Source organism: Aquabacterium sp. A7-Y (genome assembly GCF_026153205.1).
Taxonomy (GTDB): Bacteria; Pseudomonadota; Gammaproteobacteria; order Burkholderiales; family Burkholderiaceae_C; genus Caldimonas.
The window spans coordinates 1-14,932 of record NZ_JAPFBW010000063.1 but is presented as its reverse complement, the minus strand read 5'-3'; the positions used below and the strand labels follow the sequence as shown (position 1 = coordinate 14,932).

11 protein-coding genes are annotated in these 14,932 nt (G+C 70.9%); 2 read left to right on the top strand and 9 right to left on the bottom strand.

Annotation, left to right across the window (positions count from 1 at the left end; genetic code table 11):
* The 9 genes from OOT46_RS30145 to deoC all read right to left on the bottom strand — a co-directional run.
* Window positions 1-2,439 (bottom strand): AAA family ATPase (locus OOT46_RS30145; protein WP_265407318.1); only part of this gene is annotated, 2,439 nt, incomplete at its 3' end.
* The gene (locus OOT46_RS30140; RefSeq protein ID WP_265407321.1) at window positions 2,436-3,566 is read right to left on the bottom strand and encodes a metallophosphoesterase family protein; all 1,131 of its coding nucleotides are present in this window, start codon (window positions 3,564-3,566) and stop codon (window positions 2,436-2,438) included. The genes OOT46_RS30145 and OOT46_RS30140, both read right to left, overlap by 4 nt.
* Before the next feature lie 2 nt (window positions 3,567-3,568).
* Window positions 3,569-4,534 (bottom strand): ABC transporter permease, encoded by a 966-nt coding sequence (locus OOT46_RS30135; RefSeq protein ID WP_265407317.1) that lies wholly within the window; start codon window positions 4,532-4,534, stop codon window positions 3,569-3,571.
* Window positions 4,527-5,636, bottom strand: a complete 1,110-nt coding sequence (locus tag OOT46_RS30130) for an ABC transporter permease (protein WP_265407316.1) — start codon at window positions 5,634-5,636, stop codon at window positions 4,527-4,529. Before OOT46_RS30130 ends, OOT46_RS30135 begins: the two co-directional genes overlap by 8 nt.
* Entirely contained in the window at window positions 5,633-7,246 is a 1,614-nt protein-coding gene (locus tag OOT46_RS30125; protein ID WP_322114311.1) for an ABC transporter ATP-binding protein, read from the bottom strand. The genes OOT46_RS30130 and OOT46_RS30125 overlap by 4 nt, the downstream gene beginning before the upstream one ends.
* Complete coding sequence (locus OOT46_RS30120) at window positions 7,247-8,272, bottom strand: BMP family lipoprotein (RefSeq protein WP_265407315.1); 1,026 nt, start codon at window positions 8,270-8,272, stop codon at window positions 7,247-7,249. It abuts the gene before it with no gap.
* 95 nt (window positions 8,273-8,367) lie between these two features.
* Window positions 8,368-8,781 carry a cytidine deaminase gene (locus tag OOT46_RS30115; RefSeq protein WP_265407314.1) on the bottom strand — a complete coding sequence of 138 codons (414 nt, stop codon included), beginning with the start codon at window positions 8,779-8,781 and terminating at the stop codon, window positions 8,368-8,370.
* On the bottom strand, window positions 8,778-10,181 hold the full coding sequence (gene deoA, locus OOT46_RS30110) for a thymidine phosphorylase (RefSeq protein ID WP_265407319.1): 1,404 nt from the start codon (window positions 10,179-10,181) through the stop codon (window positions 8,778-8,780). The genes OOT46_RS30115 and deoA overlap by 4 nt, the downstream gene beginning before the upstream one ends.
* A 41-nt stretch (window positions 10,182-10,222) precedes the next feature.
* Window positions 10,223-11,014: a deoxyribose-phosphate aldolase gene (gene deoC, locus OOT46_RS30105; RefSeq protein WP_265407313.1), complete on the bottom strand. Its 792-nt coding sequence runs from the start codon at window positions 11,012-11,014 to the stop codon at window positions 10,223-10,225.
* Window positions 11,015-11,499: 485 nt separating this feature from the next.
* On the opposite strand from deoC, the gene OOT46_RS30100 reads away from it, so the two are divergent.
* Together OOT46_RS30100 and OOT46_RS30095 are read left to right on the top strand one after the other, a co-directional pair.
* The gene (locus OOT46_RS30100; protein WP_265407312.1) at window positions 11,500-13,008 is read left to right on the top strand and encodes an alanine/glycine:cation symporter family protein; all 1,509 of its coding nucleotides are present in this window, start codon (window positions 11,500-11,502) and stop codon (window positions 13,006-13,008) included.
* A 144-nt stretch (window positions 13,009-13,152) separates the two neighbouring features.
* Complete coding sequence (locus OOT46_RS30095) at window positions 13,153-14,907, top strand: alkaline phosphatase D family protein (protein ID WP_265407311.1); 1,755 nt, start codon at window positions 13,153-13,155, stop codon at window positions 14,905-14,907.
* Window positions 14,908-14,932 lie beyond the last annotated feature (25 nt).

Here is a 14,932-nt window from a genome sequence, read left to right as displayed (position 1 = left end):
ATAGGCCAGCCGGCTGATGACACCCATCTGCTCGCGCGCGCCGTAGCTGAGGCTGGCGAACTCGCCCGTCTCGGGCCCGCGTTGGCCCGGACGGGTCAGCGGGCCCGGCGTGAGCTGCTCGTCGATCTGCACGCTGGCCTGGGGAAACAGCAGATGCAGGTAGCGGTCCAGGTGCTTCTGCAGCGGCGCCTGCAGGCGCCGCGTGAGCGCCCCGCGGCCGGCCGTCAGGCGCTCCAGCAGGTGATCCAGCGCCAGCGCGCGGCGCTGCAGCTCGGCATGGCGGCGCTCCAGCTGGGCGACTTGGCGGGCCACCTCGGCGCGCTGTTCCTCGAGCCCCTGGCCGCCGGCCACCTGCAAGGCGCTTTCCAGGCGGATGATCTCGTCGCGCCGCTCGCGGAATTGCTTGTCGGCCTGCTCGGCGCTGCGGCCCAGCCGCTCGATGTCCTGCCGGAGGATGTCCGGGCGGGCGGCGGCCAGCTGAGCACTGCGGACTTCGATGCTCGTGCCGAGGGCGCCGCACTCCGCACGCGTGTCCGTGAGGTCTTTTTCGGTCTGCTGCAGTTCCTGCCGTCGCGAGGCGTCCTGCAGGCTCGCCTTGAGCAGGTCGCGCTCGCTGCTCGCCGCCTCGTGCGCCGCGCTGGCAGCAGCCAGCGCCTGCAGCGCCAGGCCCGCGTCGGACCGGCAACGGTCCAGCGCCTTGCGGACCTGTTCCAGCTCGTCCTCGGCACGCGCCAACGGCGGCGCCGGCGTGTCGGGCGGCGGGGGCAGGCGTTCGAGCGCCTGCTTCGCCTCGGCCGCGCGGACGGCCTGGGCGGCGTGCTCGGTGCGCAGCACGTCCAGCCCGCGAGGCGCGTGGGCCTTCAGCGCTGCCTCGGCCAGTTCGATGGCCGACAGCTGCTCCTGGTGCGCCTGACGGCGCCGCTCGGCGTCCGTCAGCGACTCCAGCCCCAGGCGCTGCAGCAGGGCCCGGTGCGCGTCGGCTGTCTCGGCCTGCTGGCGCGCCAGTTCGCCGAGGTCGGAGCCGCCGGGCGCGATGTGCAGCCGCCCGACGCCCGGCAGCCACAGCTCGGCCGGCGCCAGTAGCAGGCGTTCGCCCTGCCCCTGGACTGACTCGCCGTCGATCTGCAGGCCCTGCCCCGGCTCCAGCTCGTAACGCAGGCGTGTGGCGGCCGCTTCCTGGCGGACCTGCAGTTCATGCAGCCGGCCCTGCTGGCGCCGCAGTGTCTCGAGGTCGGTGGCCTCGATGCGGCTCGCCAGCGCCTGCTGGCGCAGCGCCTGCAGCCGCGTCTGTGCAGCCTCGGCCTGGGTCAGGGCTTCATGGGTCGCCGCGGCGCGCTGGCCGGCTTCGGCGTGTTCGCGTTGCGCCGCCGCGCGGCTGTCTTCCTGCCGCGCCAGGCGCCACGCTTCGCGGGCGGCGTCGAAGCGCTGGGCCGCCGCCTCGCCCTGGCGTCGCTGCAGCAGCTCACGCTCGCGTGCCAGGGCGAGCGCCTGCGCGGCAGCCGCGAGCTGCTGTTCGCGAGCTGCCAGCTGGGCCTGTTGCTGCTCGAAGTGGAGCAGCCGCTGGCGCAGCAGTTCAGCCCTCAGCTCGTTCTGGCGCAGCCGCTCGCGGTCTTGTGCGAGCTGCTGTTCGAGCTGGGCGGCCGCATCCAGCGCGAGCTGGGCCTTCTGCCGCTCGGCCTGGTAGGTCTCCCAGGGCCGCTCGGCCTCGTCGCGGACCTGCTCCTCGCGCAGCCGGCTCAGTGTGTCCACCTGCTGGCGGTAGGTCTCGATCTGCAGATCCAGCGCGGTCAGCGCCTCGGCCAGCCGGGTGCGCCGCTCGATCGCTTCGGCATAGTCGCCGCGCGGCTTGCCGGTCGGCGTCAGCAGCAGCTCGCGCTCGCCGCGCACGCGTTCCAGCACATCGTCGCCGCCGCTGCCGGCCACCTCGCCGAGCGAGGCCTGCAAGGCGGTGCGCAGGTGCCCGGTGGCATGGCGCACCGCGTCGTGCACCTCCTGCGCCGAGCCCTGCTCGATCCACAGCAGGCCCGGGATGCCCCAGTACTCCGCCTTGCTGGCGCCCTTGAGCGCGAACTGAAAGCCCAGCAGCGCCGCGAGGTGGTCTTCGGCCTCGGCGCCTTCCAGCCGCGCCGTGCCCGCGCGCAGCTCGCAGCGTTTCCTCTGCAGGAAAGTCTTGCTGAGGTGATACGGAGTCTCGCCGACCTGGAACTCCAGCTCCACGGTCGGCGACGCGGCCGAATCGCCCCAGGGCCGCAGGTCCTCCACCATGGTGGAGCGGTGGCGCTCGAAAAACGCGGCGCGGATCGCCCGCACGATGCTGCTCTTGCCGGCCTCGTTGGGACCGGTGAAAAGGTTGATGCCGGGCTCGAAGCCGGTGATCTCGAAAGGCTGCCGGAACTGGCGCAACTGCTCGATGCGCAAGCGCTTCAGGCGCATCGTCATCGCGTCCCCCCGCCGGCCGGCTGCCGCTCGGCCAGGAAGCCCGCCAGCAGCGCCAGCGCATCGCGGGCCACGTCGGCACGCTCGCCCTGCTGTTGCTGTTCGCGCAGCTCGGCGATCACCGCGCCGAGATAACCGTCGGCCTGCAGCGCGGCGATGTCGTCCTCCGTGGGCAGCAGGCGCAAGCCGGACAGGTCGCTGCGCACGCTGCGCACGCGGGCCTGCAGCTCGCCGACCGCCTGGGCCAGACGGCGGTGCCCGGCGAGGTCGGTGCGACCTTGCAAGGTCAGCTCCAGCACGTCGTCGGGGCCGGCCTGGGCCAGGTTCTCCAGCAGGCGGTCGACGTCGCTCTCGACGTTCAGGATCTCGGACAGGCTGCGCCAGCGGTAGCGGCTGCTGGCCAGCGCGCTCACCTGCGGCTCGGCGCCCGGGGCATCGATCTCCACCCGCAGCGCCTGGCCCGATTCGTTGGCCTTGAAGCGGTCGGGCTCGGGCGTCCCGCTGTACCAGGTGCGCGCGTCGATGCGCCGCGTGCCGTGCCAGTCGCCCAAGGCGAGGTAGTCGAGCCGGGCGCGCGCGGCACGCTCCGCCGCGATCGGGTTGGCCGAGTCGATGTCCTCGGCCAGGATGCCTTGCACGCTGCCATGGGCCAGGCCGATGCGCAGCAGGCCGGGGGCCGTCTCGGCGCTGTCGAACCAGGCGGTCAGGTCGCTGTAGGTGTGGCGCTGCGTGAGCGGCGCAGCCAGCGCGACGAAACCGCGCTCGGCGAAATCCAGCACGCCGGGCTCCAGCGCGAGATGGACGTTGGCGGGCACCGCTGCGAGCCGCAGCGCCCGGCTCCAGACGCTCTCGGCCAGCGCGGCGTCGTGGTTGCCGGGCAGCAGGATCCAGGGGCCAGCATAAGCGGCCAGCGCGTTGAACAGGCGTCGCACCGTGCGGTCGGAAACGGTCTGCGCGTCGAACACATCGCCGGCGACGAGCACGGCATCGACCCGGTGCTCGGAGGCCAGCATCGCGAGGCGCTCGACCGCCGCGAAGCGGGCTTCGGCCAGCGGCACGGCGTCGTCGGGGTCGAATTGTCCGTAGTGGCGGCCGATCTGCCAGTCGGCGGTATGCAGGAAACGGGGCAAAGTCAACGTTCTTTCACATAGGGCTGCCCCAGCGCATGCGGCGCCCGGGCACGGCCGAAAAATCCGGCCAGCAGGACCACGGTCAGCAGGTAGGGCAGCGCCTGGATCAGCTCGACCGGCACGGCGCCCAGCGAACTGCCCTGCAGCCGGATCGCCAGCGCGTCCAGGAAGCCGAACAGCAGGCAGGCGGCGCCCGCGCGCAGCGGGTGCCATTGGCCGAACACCATCGCCGCCAGCGCCATGAAACCGCGTCCCGCCGTCATGTGGGGCGTGAAGGCGGCATTTTGCGCCAAGGTCAGATAGGTGCCGGCGATGCCGCACAGCAGTCCGGCCGCGATCACGGCCCGGTAGCGCAGCCAGCCGACCGAGATGCCGGCCGCGTCCACCATGGCCGGATTTTCGCCGACCGCACGCAGTCGCAGCCCGAAACGGGTTCGGTAGAGCAGCCAGTAGCTGACCGGGACCAAGCCCAAGGCCAGCCAGACCAGCACATCGTGGCGCAGCAGGCCTTCGGCCAGCAGCGGCCCGAAGCTGCCCCACTCGCGCACCGCGGTCGCGGTCTCGGGGAACAGGGCCGTGAAGCGGTGCTCCGGCGCGACCTCGGGCGTGCGCCCGCCCTGCTGGTACCAGACCAGTCCGAGCACCGCGGTCAGGCCTGCAGCGATGATGTTGATCGCGACCCCCGAGACGATCTGCTGCCCGCGATGGGTGATGCAGGCGAAGCCGTGCAGCAGCGACAGCGCGACCGCGACGCCGCAGGCGGCGAGCAGCGCGCCCAGGGCCGGCCAGCCGGCAGCGCCGAGGCAGGCGGCGGTGAAGGCAGCCGCGAGCATCTTGCCTTCCAGCCCGATGTCGATGACCCCGGCCCGCTCGCTGTAGACCCCGGCGAGCGCGCACAGCACCAGCGGCACGGAGATGCGCAAGGTGGCGCCCAGCAGCGAGCCGGCCATCAGGAGGGTGTCATCCATGCCCGCCCCCCAGCACGCCCCACAGGCGCGCCAGCAAGGGCCGCAGCATCAGCGCCAGCGCACCGCAGAACAGCACGACCAGACCCTGCACCGCGACCGACATGTCGCGCGTGAAGGCCGGCATCTCGAAGACCAGCTCCGAGCCGCCCTGGGCCAGTGCACCGAACAACAGAGCCGCCAGCGCGATGCCCAGCGGGTGGTTGCGCCCCATCAGCGCCACCGCGATGCCGGTGAAGCCGGCGCCCGCCACGAAGTCGAGCAGCAGCTTGTGGTGCACGCCGGCGATCTCGTTGACACCCGCCATCGCGGCCAGGCCGCCCGAGAGGCACAAGGCCACGACGGTGAGGCGGCGCGGGTCCATGCCGGCATAACGGGCCGCCTCGGCGGACTGCCCGACGCAGCGCAGCGCATAACCCAGCCGGGTGTGCCACAGCAGCACCCAGACCGCGACGCAGGCCAGCAGCGCCAGCACAAAACCGAGGTTGAGCGGCGTGTCGGGCCACTCGATGCCCAGCGCCGCGAGCAGGGCCTGCGCGCCGGGCAGCACGGCGTGCGGCGCAAAGGGCCGGCTCTCGACCGCCAGGCCGCCGGGCACCGCGACCACATTCACCAGCAGCCAGACCATCAAGGTCGAGGCCAGGAAGTTGAACATGATGGTGGTGATGACGATGTGGCTGCCGCGCCAGGCCTGTAGCCAGGCCGGGATGAAGGCCCAGGCCAGCCCGGCCAGGCCACCGGCGGCCACCGCGAGCGGCACCAGCAGCGGCGCGGGCAGCCAGGCGTCGAGCCCGAGCAGGGCCAGCCCTGCACCCAGCCCGCCCAGCGTGGCCTGCCCCTCGGCGCCGATGTTGAAGTGGCCGGCCTGGAAGGCCACCGCCACCGCGAGGCCGGTGAACAGGAAGTTGGTCGTGTAGTAGAGCGTGTAGCTCCACGCGAGCGCGTCGCCGAAGGCGCCCTGCAACAGCAGGCGCACCGCCGCCACCGGGTCCTGGCCGATGATCCACACGAGCAGCCCGGCGGCAGCCAGGGCGAGCACCACGTTCAGCACCGGCAGCAGGCCGAGGTCGATCCAGCGCGGCAAGGTCGCCGGCGTCGCACTCATGACAGCAGCTCCGTCCCGCCCGCGGGCGCTTCCCGGTGGGCGCCCATCAGCGCGCCCAGGCGCCGCTCGTCGGCCTCGGCCCGCGACAGCGTGCCGGTGATGCGGCCGCCGCACATCACGACGATGCGGTCGGCCAGGGCCAGGATTTCCTCGAGCTCGGTGGACACCAGCAGCACCGCGCAGCCGGCATCGCGCAGCGCGACGATACGGCGGTGGATGAACTCGATGGCACCGATGTCGACGCCGCGGGTCGGCTGGCCGATCAGCAGCAGACGCGGCGAGCGCCGGAACTCGCGCGCGAGGATCAGCTTCTGCTGGTTGCCGCCGGAGAACTTGGCCGAGCCGAGGTCCGGATCGCGCGGCCGCACGTCGAACTCCTCCATCATGCGGCGGCAGGCGTTGCGCATCGCACTGCGCCACAGCAGCGGGCCGCGTCGGATCTCACGGTCGTCCTGATAGCCGAGCACGGCCGACTCCCACATCGGAAAGCCCAGCACCAGGCCCTGGCGGTGACGGTCTTCCGGCACATGGGCCACGCCCAGGCGACGCAGCGCAAGCGGGCCGATCGGGCGCCCGGGGACCGACTCTCGCCAGCCGGCGGCGCCCAAGTAGCGGACGCTGCCCTGCTGCGGCGCCTGCAGGCCCGACAACAGCGCCAGCAGCTCGCTCTGCCCGTTGCCGGCCACACCGACCACGCCGACGATCTCGCCGGCATGGAGCTCCAGCGATACCTGCTTGAGCCGGGCCACGCCCTGCGCGTCGTGCCAGTGCAGGTTGCGCGCGGCGAGTCGCAGCTCGCCCACCTCGCGGACCGCCGCCGCATGGCCCAGCGTCACCCTGCGGCCCACCATCAGCTCCGCGAGCTCGGCTTCGCTCGTGTCGGCCGTCGGCAAGGTGGCGACCACACTGCCGCCGCGCATCACGGTGACACGGTCGGTCACGCCGAGGATCTCCTTGAGCTTGTGGGTCACCAGCAGGAGGGTCACACCGCGCGCCTTCAGCTCGCGGAGCACGCCGAACAGCTGCTCGGTCTCGCGCGGGGTCAGCACCCCGGTGGGCTCGTCGAGGACGAGGATGCGCGCGCCGCGGTACAGCGCCTTGAGGATCTCCACCCGCTGCAGCGTGCCCACCGGCAGGTCGCGCACTCGCGCGTCGGGATCGACGGCCAGGCCGAACTCGGCGGACAGCCGTCGAAGCTCGCTTCTGGCCTTCGCCAGCGAGCCGCGCAGCGCGAAACCGCCCTCCGCGCCGAGCACGACGTTCTCCAGCACCGTGAAACGCTCGACCAGCATGAAGTGCTGGTGAACCATCACGATGCCGTGGGCGATGGCTTCCTGGGCACTGCGCAGGCGCACTTCACGGCCATCGATCAGCACGCGGCCGGCATCGGGCTCGTGGAAGCCGTAGAGGATGCTCATCAAGGTGGACTTGCCGGCGCCGTTCTCGCCGACCAGGCCGTGGATGGTGCCGCGCTCCACCTCGAGGTGCACGTCGCGGTTGGCCTGCACCTCACCAAAGCGCTTGCTGATGCCGTGCAGCTGCACCGCCGGCACGGGGCCGGGCTGCGTTGCGAGGGACGAAACCGAGGCCGGCGTCGAGGGCACGGGCACTCAGAACTTGCAGCCGGCGCCGGCGCTGTAGACGGCCACCTTCAGCTTGCCGGAGACGATGTCGGCCTCGGCCGCAGCAAGGCGCTGTTTCATCTCGGGCGTCACCAGCTTGGCATTGTGCGCATCCATCGCCAGGCCCACGCCCTGCTCCTTGACGCCCAGCACCGTGGTGCCGGGCTTCCAGCTGCCGTTCTTCGCGGCCATCGCGATGCTGTAGACCGCGTTGTCGACCCGCTTCACCATCGAGGTGAGCATGGTGCCGGGATGCAGGTGGTTCTGGTTGCTGTCGACGCCAATCGCAAGCCGGCCCTGGTCCTTGGCGGTCTGGTAGGTGCCGAGGCCGGTGGCGCCGGCGGCCGCGAAGATGACGTCCACCCCGCGGGAGAACTGGGCCTTGGCCAGCTCGCCGCCGCGGGTGGGGTCGTTCCAGGCGGTGGGTGTGGTGCCGGTCATGTTGGCGAGCAGCTCGGCCTTCGGGTTGGCGTACTTGATGCCGTGCTCGTAGCCGCACTGGAAGCGCCGGATCAGCGGCACATCCATGCCGCCGATGAAACCGACCTTGCCGGTCTTGCTCGCCATCGCGGCGATCATGCCGGCCAGGAAGGTGCCCTCCTGGTCCTTGAACACCACCGACTGCACGTTGGGCGCCTCGACCACACTGTCGATCAGCGCGAACTTGACCTTGGGAAACTGCTTGGCCACCTTCTCCAGCACCGAGGTGTGGGCGAAGCCGACCGCGATCACCGGGTTGGCGCCCTTCTGGGCCATGCGCCTCAAGGCCTGTTCGCGCTGGGTGTCGTTGGAGATCTCGAAGTCGAGGTAGCCGATGCCGGTTTCCTTCTTGAAGCGCTCGATGCCGTTGTAGGCCGCCTCGTTGAAGGACTTGTCGAACTTGCCGCCCGCGTCGTAGACCACCGCGGGCTGGCTGGCCTGGGCCCAAACGCTGCCGCCGAGGCCGATGGCAGGAGCGGCCAGCAGCGCCAGGCAGGCGCGGCGCCAGGGGGTCGGGAGCAAGGTCCGGGTCATGGGGTCGTCCTCGTGCTGATGTGGGTGGGCGCTCATGTTCGCAAATTGCCTGCAGGCCTGCCTTGGGGATGATCCCAGGACACAAGGCGCCGCCATCAGGCTGGCGCGTCGAAACCGAAACCGAAGGGCAGCAGCTCGTCCACCCGGGTGAGGCGCCGCCCGCCCTGGAGATTGGCGAGCAGCACCTCCAGGTGCGGCCCGCCCAGTTCCAGCATCACCTGCCGGCAGGCGCCGCAGGGCGAGATCGGATCCTGCGTGTCGCCGATGACCGCCAGGCGCCGAAAGCGGCCCGGCGGCACCCCGGCGGCAATGGCCGAGAAAAAGGCGGTGCGCTCGGCACAGTTGCAAAGACCGTAGGACGCGTTCTCGACATTGCAGCCGGCGAAGACGCGGCCGTCGTCGGCGAGCAGCGCGGCGCCGACGCGGAAACGCGAGTAAGGCGCATGGGCGCTGTCGCGGGCCCGGCGGGCCGCGTCGATCAATTCGTCGTCGCTGGGGGGAACGCTCATCGGGGCTCCTCGGAGACTGGCGTGTCGCTGCCGACAGCGATCGTGGCGGCCACCACCGGGCCTGCCGGCGGCCGCGAGCCGGGCTCGCTCCAGCGGCACGCCGCCTGCACGGCCGCCACCGCGGCGTCGGCCGCCGCCTCGCTGGCTGCATGCACACAAGCGACCGGCGTGCCCGGCGGCAGTGCCGTTCCGACCGGGGCGATGGCGCTCAGGCCCACGCTCGGGTCGATGCGATCGCCGCCCCGGCGTCGACCGCCGCCCAGCTGCACCACCACCAGCCCGAGGGCCCGCGTGTCCACGCCGGCCAGGCAGGACAGGCCGGCGGCCCGCACCTCTGGCGGCACCGGCACCGGGCGCACCAGCGGCGCCGCCGTCAGGTAGCGCTGCGAGCGATCGAACAGGTCGTTGGGTCCGCCCAGGCCGGCCACCATGCGGGCGAAACGCTCGGCCGCCTGGCCGCTGTCCAGCGCTCGGCGCAGCAGGGCCTGCGCCTCGGCCGTCCCGGCGGCGCGCCCGCACTGCTGGAGCAAGGTCGCGCCGAGCGCCAGCACGACCTCGTCGAGCCGGGCCGGGCGGCAGCGGCCGGCCAGGTAGTCCAGCGTCAGGCGCAGTTCCAGCGCGTTGCCGGCGGAGGGTGCGAGTGGCTGGTCCATGTCGGTCAGCAGCGCACGGGTCGGCAGGCCGGCGCCCTCGCCCACCTCCACCAGATGCTGAGCGAGCGTGCGGGCCGCGGCGCCGTCCTGCATGAAGGCGCCCGAGCCGAACTTGACGTCCAGCACCAGCGCCTGAAGGCCGGCGGCCAGCTTTTTCGCCAGGATGGAGGCGGTGATGAGCGGCACCGACTCGACCGTGGCCGTGACGTCGCGCACCGCGTACAGGCGGCGGTCGGCCGGGGCCAGGCGGTCGCCGGCGCCGACGATGGCCACCCCTGCGTCGCGCACCACCCGGCGCAGCTGCGCGACCGAGACCTGGCTACGGTAGCCGGGAATGGCTTCGAGCTTGTCCAGCGTGCCGCCGGTGTGGCCCAGCCCGCGCCCGGAGATCATGGGCACATAACAGCCGCAGGCCGCGAGCATGGGCCCGAGCATCAGCGAGACGCTGTCGCCGACGCCACCGGTGGAATGTTTGTCGACCACGGGGCCGGGCAGGCCCTCGGCTTCCCAGCGCAGGCGCTCGCCGCTGTCACGCATCGCCAGGGTCAGGGCCACTGCCTCGTCCCGGCTCATGCCGCGGCAGCAGACCGCCATCGCGAAGGCCGCCATCTGGGCCTCGCTGATGCTGCCATCAGCGACGCCCGCGACGAAGGCGCCAATCTCGGAGGGGCCCAGGACCGCCCCGTCTCGCTTGCGGCGTATCACCTCCTGCGGCAGGAAGTTGGGCGCTCCGGCAGGCCGGGCCACCGTGGAGCTGATGCGCGCGGGCACGACGCTCGAGCCCGCGTTCAATAGGATGCCGGCGTGCCGGCGGCGGGCGCGTCGCCGTCCAGCACCGAGACGAGCACGCCCAGCAGGCCCGAGGCGCCGAAACGCAGGCGCCGCGGCGTCAACCAGGCTTCGCCGCAGACCTCCGCGGCCAGGGCCAGATAGGTCTTCACTTCGGCGAGACCGGTGAGCCCGCCGGCGACCTTGAGCCCGACCTGCCCGCCATGCTCCCGGATCACCTGCAGCATCGCGCCCACCGCCTCCGGCGTCGCGTTGACCGCCACCTTGCCGGTGGAGGTCTTGAGAAAGTCGGCCCCCTGCTCCACCGCGATGCGGCCGGCTTCGACGATGCGGTGCGGCTCGCGCAGCTCGCCGGATTCGAGGATCACCTTGAGCAGCACCGTGCGGTCGGCGGCGTCGCAGGCACGCCGGCTCGCGGCCACCAGCCGCGAGCCGGCCGCCGCATCGCCCGCCAGCAACGCACGCCAGGGAAAAACGACATCGATCTCGTCGGCACCCGCCGCGACTGCCGCGTCGATCTCCCGCGCCACGTCGGAGGGGCTCGCCTCCCCACGGGGGAAGTTGACCACCGTGGCGAGCCGCACCTGCGGCAGCCCGGCGGCTTGCAGCGCACGCCGCGCGGCGCCGATGAAACGCGGGTAGACGCACAAGGCCGCGGGCGCACCATGGGGGGTGCGGGCGCGGGCGGCGAGCGTTTCGATCGAGGTGTCGCTGTCGTCGTCCTTCAAGGAGGTCAGGTCCAGGCAACGCAAGGCCAGCAGCGCTACCGCGGTGTCGGAGCGCGGGCTCATTGGGTCACCTCCGTGCTGCGCACTGCGGTGCGAGCCCCTTCGGGCGGCCGGGCGGGGCTCATTGGGAAACCTCCGTGCTGCGCACTGCGGTGCGAGCCCCTTCGGGCGGCCGGGCGGGGCTCATGCAGCACGGGCCGGGCAGGCCGTGCGTGGAGATCGGGGAGATGCACGAAGGTGCAATGCTCATCGTCGAGCCTTTCACTGTCGGTCGGATTGCAGGTCGAGCACGGATCGTAGCGATTTGGCGGCCACCCGCGTCGCGAGAAGTGACAGGATCCCGCTGCTAGAGTGGCGCCCCTGTCCGATCATGGGCGCACCGGACCGAGCTGCAAAGTCCGGCTGCGACTCTGGCCCAAGCAAGCCGGCGCCCTCTGGCCGCCGGCCGTTTCCGGTATCCAAACACGCTGTCCGCTGGTCGCCGCGCAAGTGCCCCACGAAGGTACCGATGCCACGGCGCCAGCCATTGCCTTCAAGGAGTGCTGCAAGTGACCGAATGGATCAGCAAGATCAACGGCATCGTCTGGAGCGTCGCGCTCATTTACCTCTGCCTCGGTGTGGGGCTGTTCTTTTCGCTGCGCACCCGCTTCATGCAGGTGCGCGGCATGGCCGAGATGGTTCGGCTGATGTTCCGCGGCGAGAAGTCCGCCGCTGGCGTCTCGTCCTTCCAGGCCTTGGCGATGTCCCTGTCGGGGCGGGTTGGCACCGGCAACATCGCCGGCGTCGCCACCGCCATCACCTTCGGTGGGCCGGGCGCGGTGTTCTGGATGTGGATGACGGCCTTCCTCGGCGCTTCCACCGCCTACATCGAATCGACGCTCGCGCAGATCTACAAGGAGGTCGACGACAAGGGCCAGTACCGCGGCGGGCCGGCCTACTACATCGAGAAGGCGATGGGCCAGAGGTGGTACGCCTGGATCTTCGCGGTGGCCACCGTGATCGCGATGGGTTTCCTGCTGCCGGGGGTGCAGGCCAACAGCATCGCGGCCGGCGTCGAGAACGCCTGGGGCGTGGCGCCGGGCGTGAGCGCCGCGCTGATCGTGGTGGCGCTGGGCTTCATCATCTTCGGCGGCGTCAAGCGCATCGCCAGCTTCGCCGAGGTGGTGGTGCCCTTCATGGCGCTGGCCTACATCCTGGTGGCGCTGGTGATCACGCTGCTCAACATCCAGCAGGTGCCCGAGATGCTGTCGCTGATCGTCAAGAGCGCCTTCAACCTCGAGGCCGGCTACGGTGCGGTGTTCGGGCTGGCAGTGGAATGGGGCGTCAAGCGCGGCGTCTATTCCAACGAAGCCGGCCAGGGCAGCGGTGCCCATCCGGCCGCGGCGGCCGAGGTGTCGCACCCGGCCAAGCAGGGTTATGTGCAGGCCTTCTCGATCTACGTCGACACCTTGCTGGTGTGCACGGCAACGGCCTTCATGGTGCTGGCGACCGGCAAGTTCAACGTGCAGCATCCCGACGGCTCGATGATCACCAACCACCTCCCGGGCATGGAAACCGGCCCTGGCTACACCCAGGCCGCGGTGGAGTCAGCGCTGCCCGGCTTCGGCGCGAGCTTCGTCGCGCTGGCGCTCATGTTCTTCGCCTTCACCACCATCGTCGCCTACTACTACATGGCCGAGACCAACCTCGCCTACATCAACCGCAAGGCGCACCGGCCCTGGCTGAGCCTGCTGCTGAAGTTCGCGATGATTGCCTCGGTGTCCTATGGCGCGATCAAGAGTGCCGGTGCTGCCTGGGATCTTGGCGACATCGGTGTCGGGCTGATGGCCTGGCTCAATATCGTGGCCATCCTGATCCTGCAGAAGCCGGCGCTGCTGTGCCTCAAGGACTACGAGGCGCAGAAGAAGGCAGGGCTGGACCCGGTCTTCGATCCGGACAAGCTGGGCATCCGCAACGCCGAGCTGTGGAGCGCGCGGCTGCGGCAACCGCAGGTCGCAGCAGGTGCTTCGGCCTCGCTCGCGACACCGGCGTCCGAGGTGAAGCTGCCCTCGTCCTGATCGGCTCCCGGTTTTTGGGTCTTCTCGTTTTCGGTCGCTCGCATCGACAGGTCGCGTCGCCCTGAAGGGCGTGGCCGCGTCGCTGTCACGGGCGCTTCACCGTCGGCCCCTAGGCTGCCGGTGGTTCCGAACACGAAGCCCTCCATGAGCCAAAAACCTTTCGAAGTCGAAACGTCGCGCCGGCGTTTCATCCGCGACCTCACGGTTGGCACCGTCGCCCTGGGCGGCGCCCTCGGCGTCACCGGCTGCGGCGGTGGCAGCGGCGACGGCGACGAGAACAGCGAACAGCCCGCCGAGAGGCCGGTCGCCTTCACGCACGGCGTGGCCAGCGGCGATCCGCTGAGCGACCGCGTGATCTTGTGGACACGCGCCAGTCGCTCGTCGAACGGCGCGGTGGAGCTGCGCTGGGAGGTCGCCCTTGACGCCGGCTTCGCGGACATCGTGCGCAGCGGCACTGCGTTCACCGACACCGGACGTGACTACACCGTCAAGGTGGACGCGGACGGCCTGGAGCCGGGCCATGCCTATCACTTCCGTTTCCGGGCCGGTGCGTCGGTTTCGCCGGTGGGCCGCACCCGCACCCTGCCGACCGGCACGGTGTCGCAGGTGCGGCTGGCCGTGTTCTCCTGTGCCAACTACCCGGCCGGTTACTTCAATGCCTATGCGGCGGCGGCCCGCATGGGCGATCTCGACGTGGCGGTGCACCTCGGGGACTACCTCTACGAATACGCCCGCGGCGGCTATGCCGACAGCGAGGCGGCGAAGCTGGGCCGGCTGTCGGAACCGGCCACCGAGATCGTCTCGCTGGCCGACTACCGCATGCGCCACGCCCAGTACCGCAGCGACCCGGACCTGCAAGCCTTGCACGCCGCGCTGCCGATGATCGCGGTCTGGGATGACCACGAGCTCTGCAATGACGCCTGGCGCGACGGGGCACAGAACCACCAGCCCGACAAGGAAGGCAGCTTCGCTGCCCGCAAGGCCGCAGCGCTGCAGGCCTACTTCGAATGGATGCCGGTGCGCTTGCCCGATGCCTCGCAGCCCGACCGCATCTACCGCTCCTTCCATTTCGGTTCGCTGCTGTCGCTGCACATGCTGGACACGCGTGTGATTGGCCGCGACCCGCAGCTGGAGCTGACCGACTATCTCGGCGCGGGCGGAAGCTTCGATGCCGAGACCTATGTCACCGAGGTCGGGGCCGCCGACCGACAGCTGCTCGGGGAAGCGCAGTCCGTCTGGCTCGAGCAGCAACTGCGCGATTCTCCGGCGACCTGGCAGGTCCTGGGGCAGCAGGTGCTGATGGGACGCATGCAGTTGCCTGCGCCGGTGCTGTTCAACCTGCTGAGTGAAGGTGAGCTGGGACTGTCGATCGAGCGCTACCTCGCCTTGGCCGCCAAAGCACTGGCGTCGCCCGGCACCCTGACACCCGAGGAACAGGCCCTGCTCACCCAGCCCGGCTTGCCCTACAACCTTGACGCCTGGGACGGCTACCAGGCAGCTCGGGAACGTGTACTGACGATGGCGCAGGCGCTCGACAAGAACCTCGTCGTGCTCGCCGGCGACACGCACAATGCGTGGGCCAGCAACCTTGTCAGCGCCGACGGCAAGGCTGCGGGCGTGGAGTTCGCGACACCTTCCGTGAGCTCGCCGGGCTTCGAGGCCTATTTACCGCTGGTGGCCCCCGCCCATCTGGCAGCCGCCCTCGAGCAGCTCATCAAGGACCTGGAGTACGCGGACACGAGCCGGCGTGGTTTCATGGTGATCACCGCAGGTCCGGATGAATGTCGCGCCGACTGGCATTACGTACCCACCATCGCGGCCCGCCGTGCCGATGCGAGCCTGGGCAAAAGCCTCAAGGTCCGGCCGGGCGCAGGCCAGCGAAGGCTGGTGGCTGCTTGATTCGCACTGCGGCACTCGAACCGGT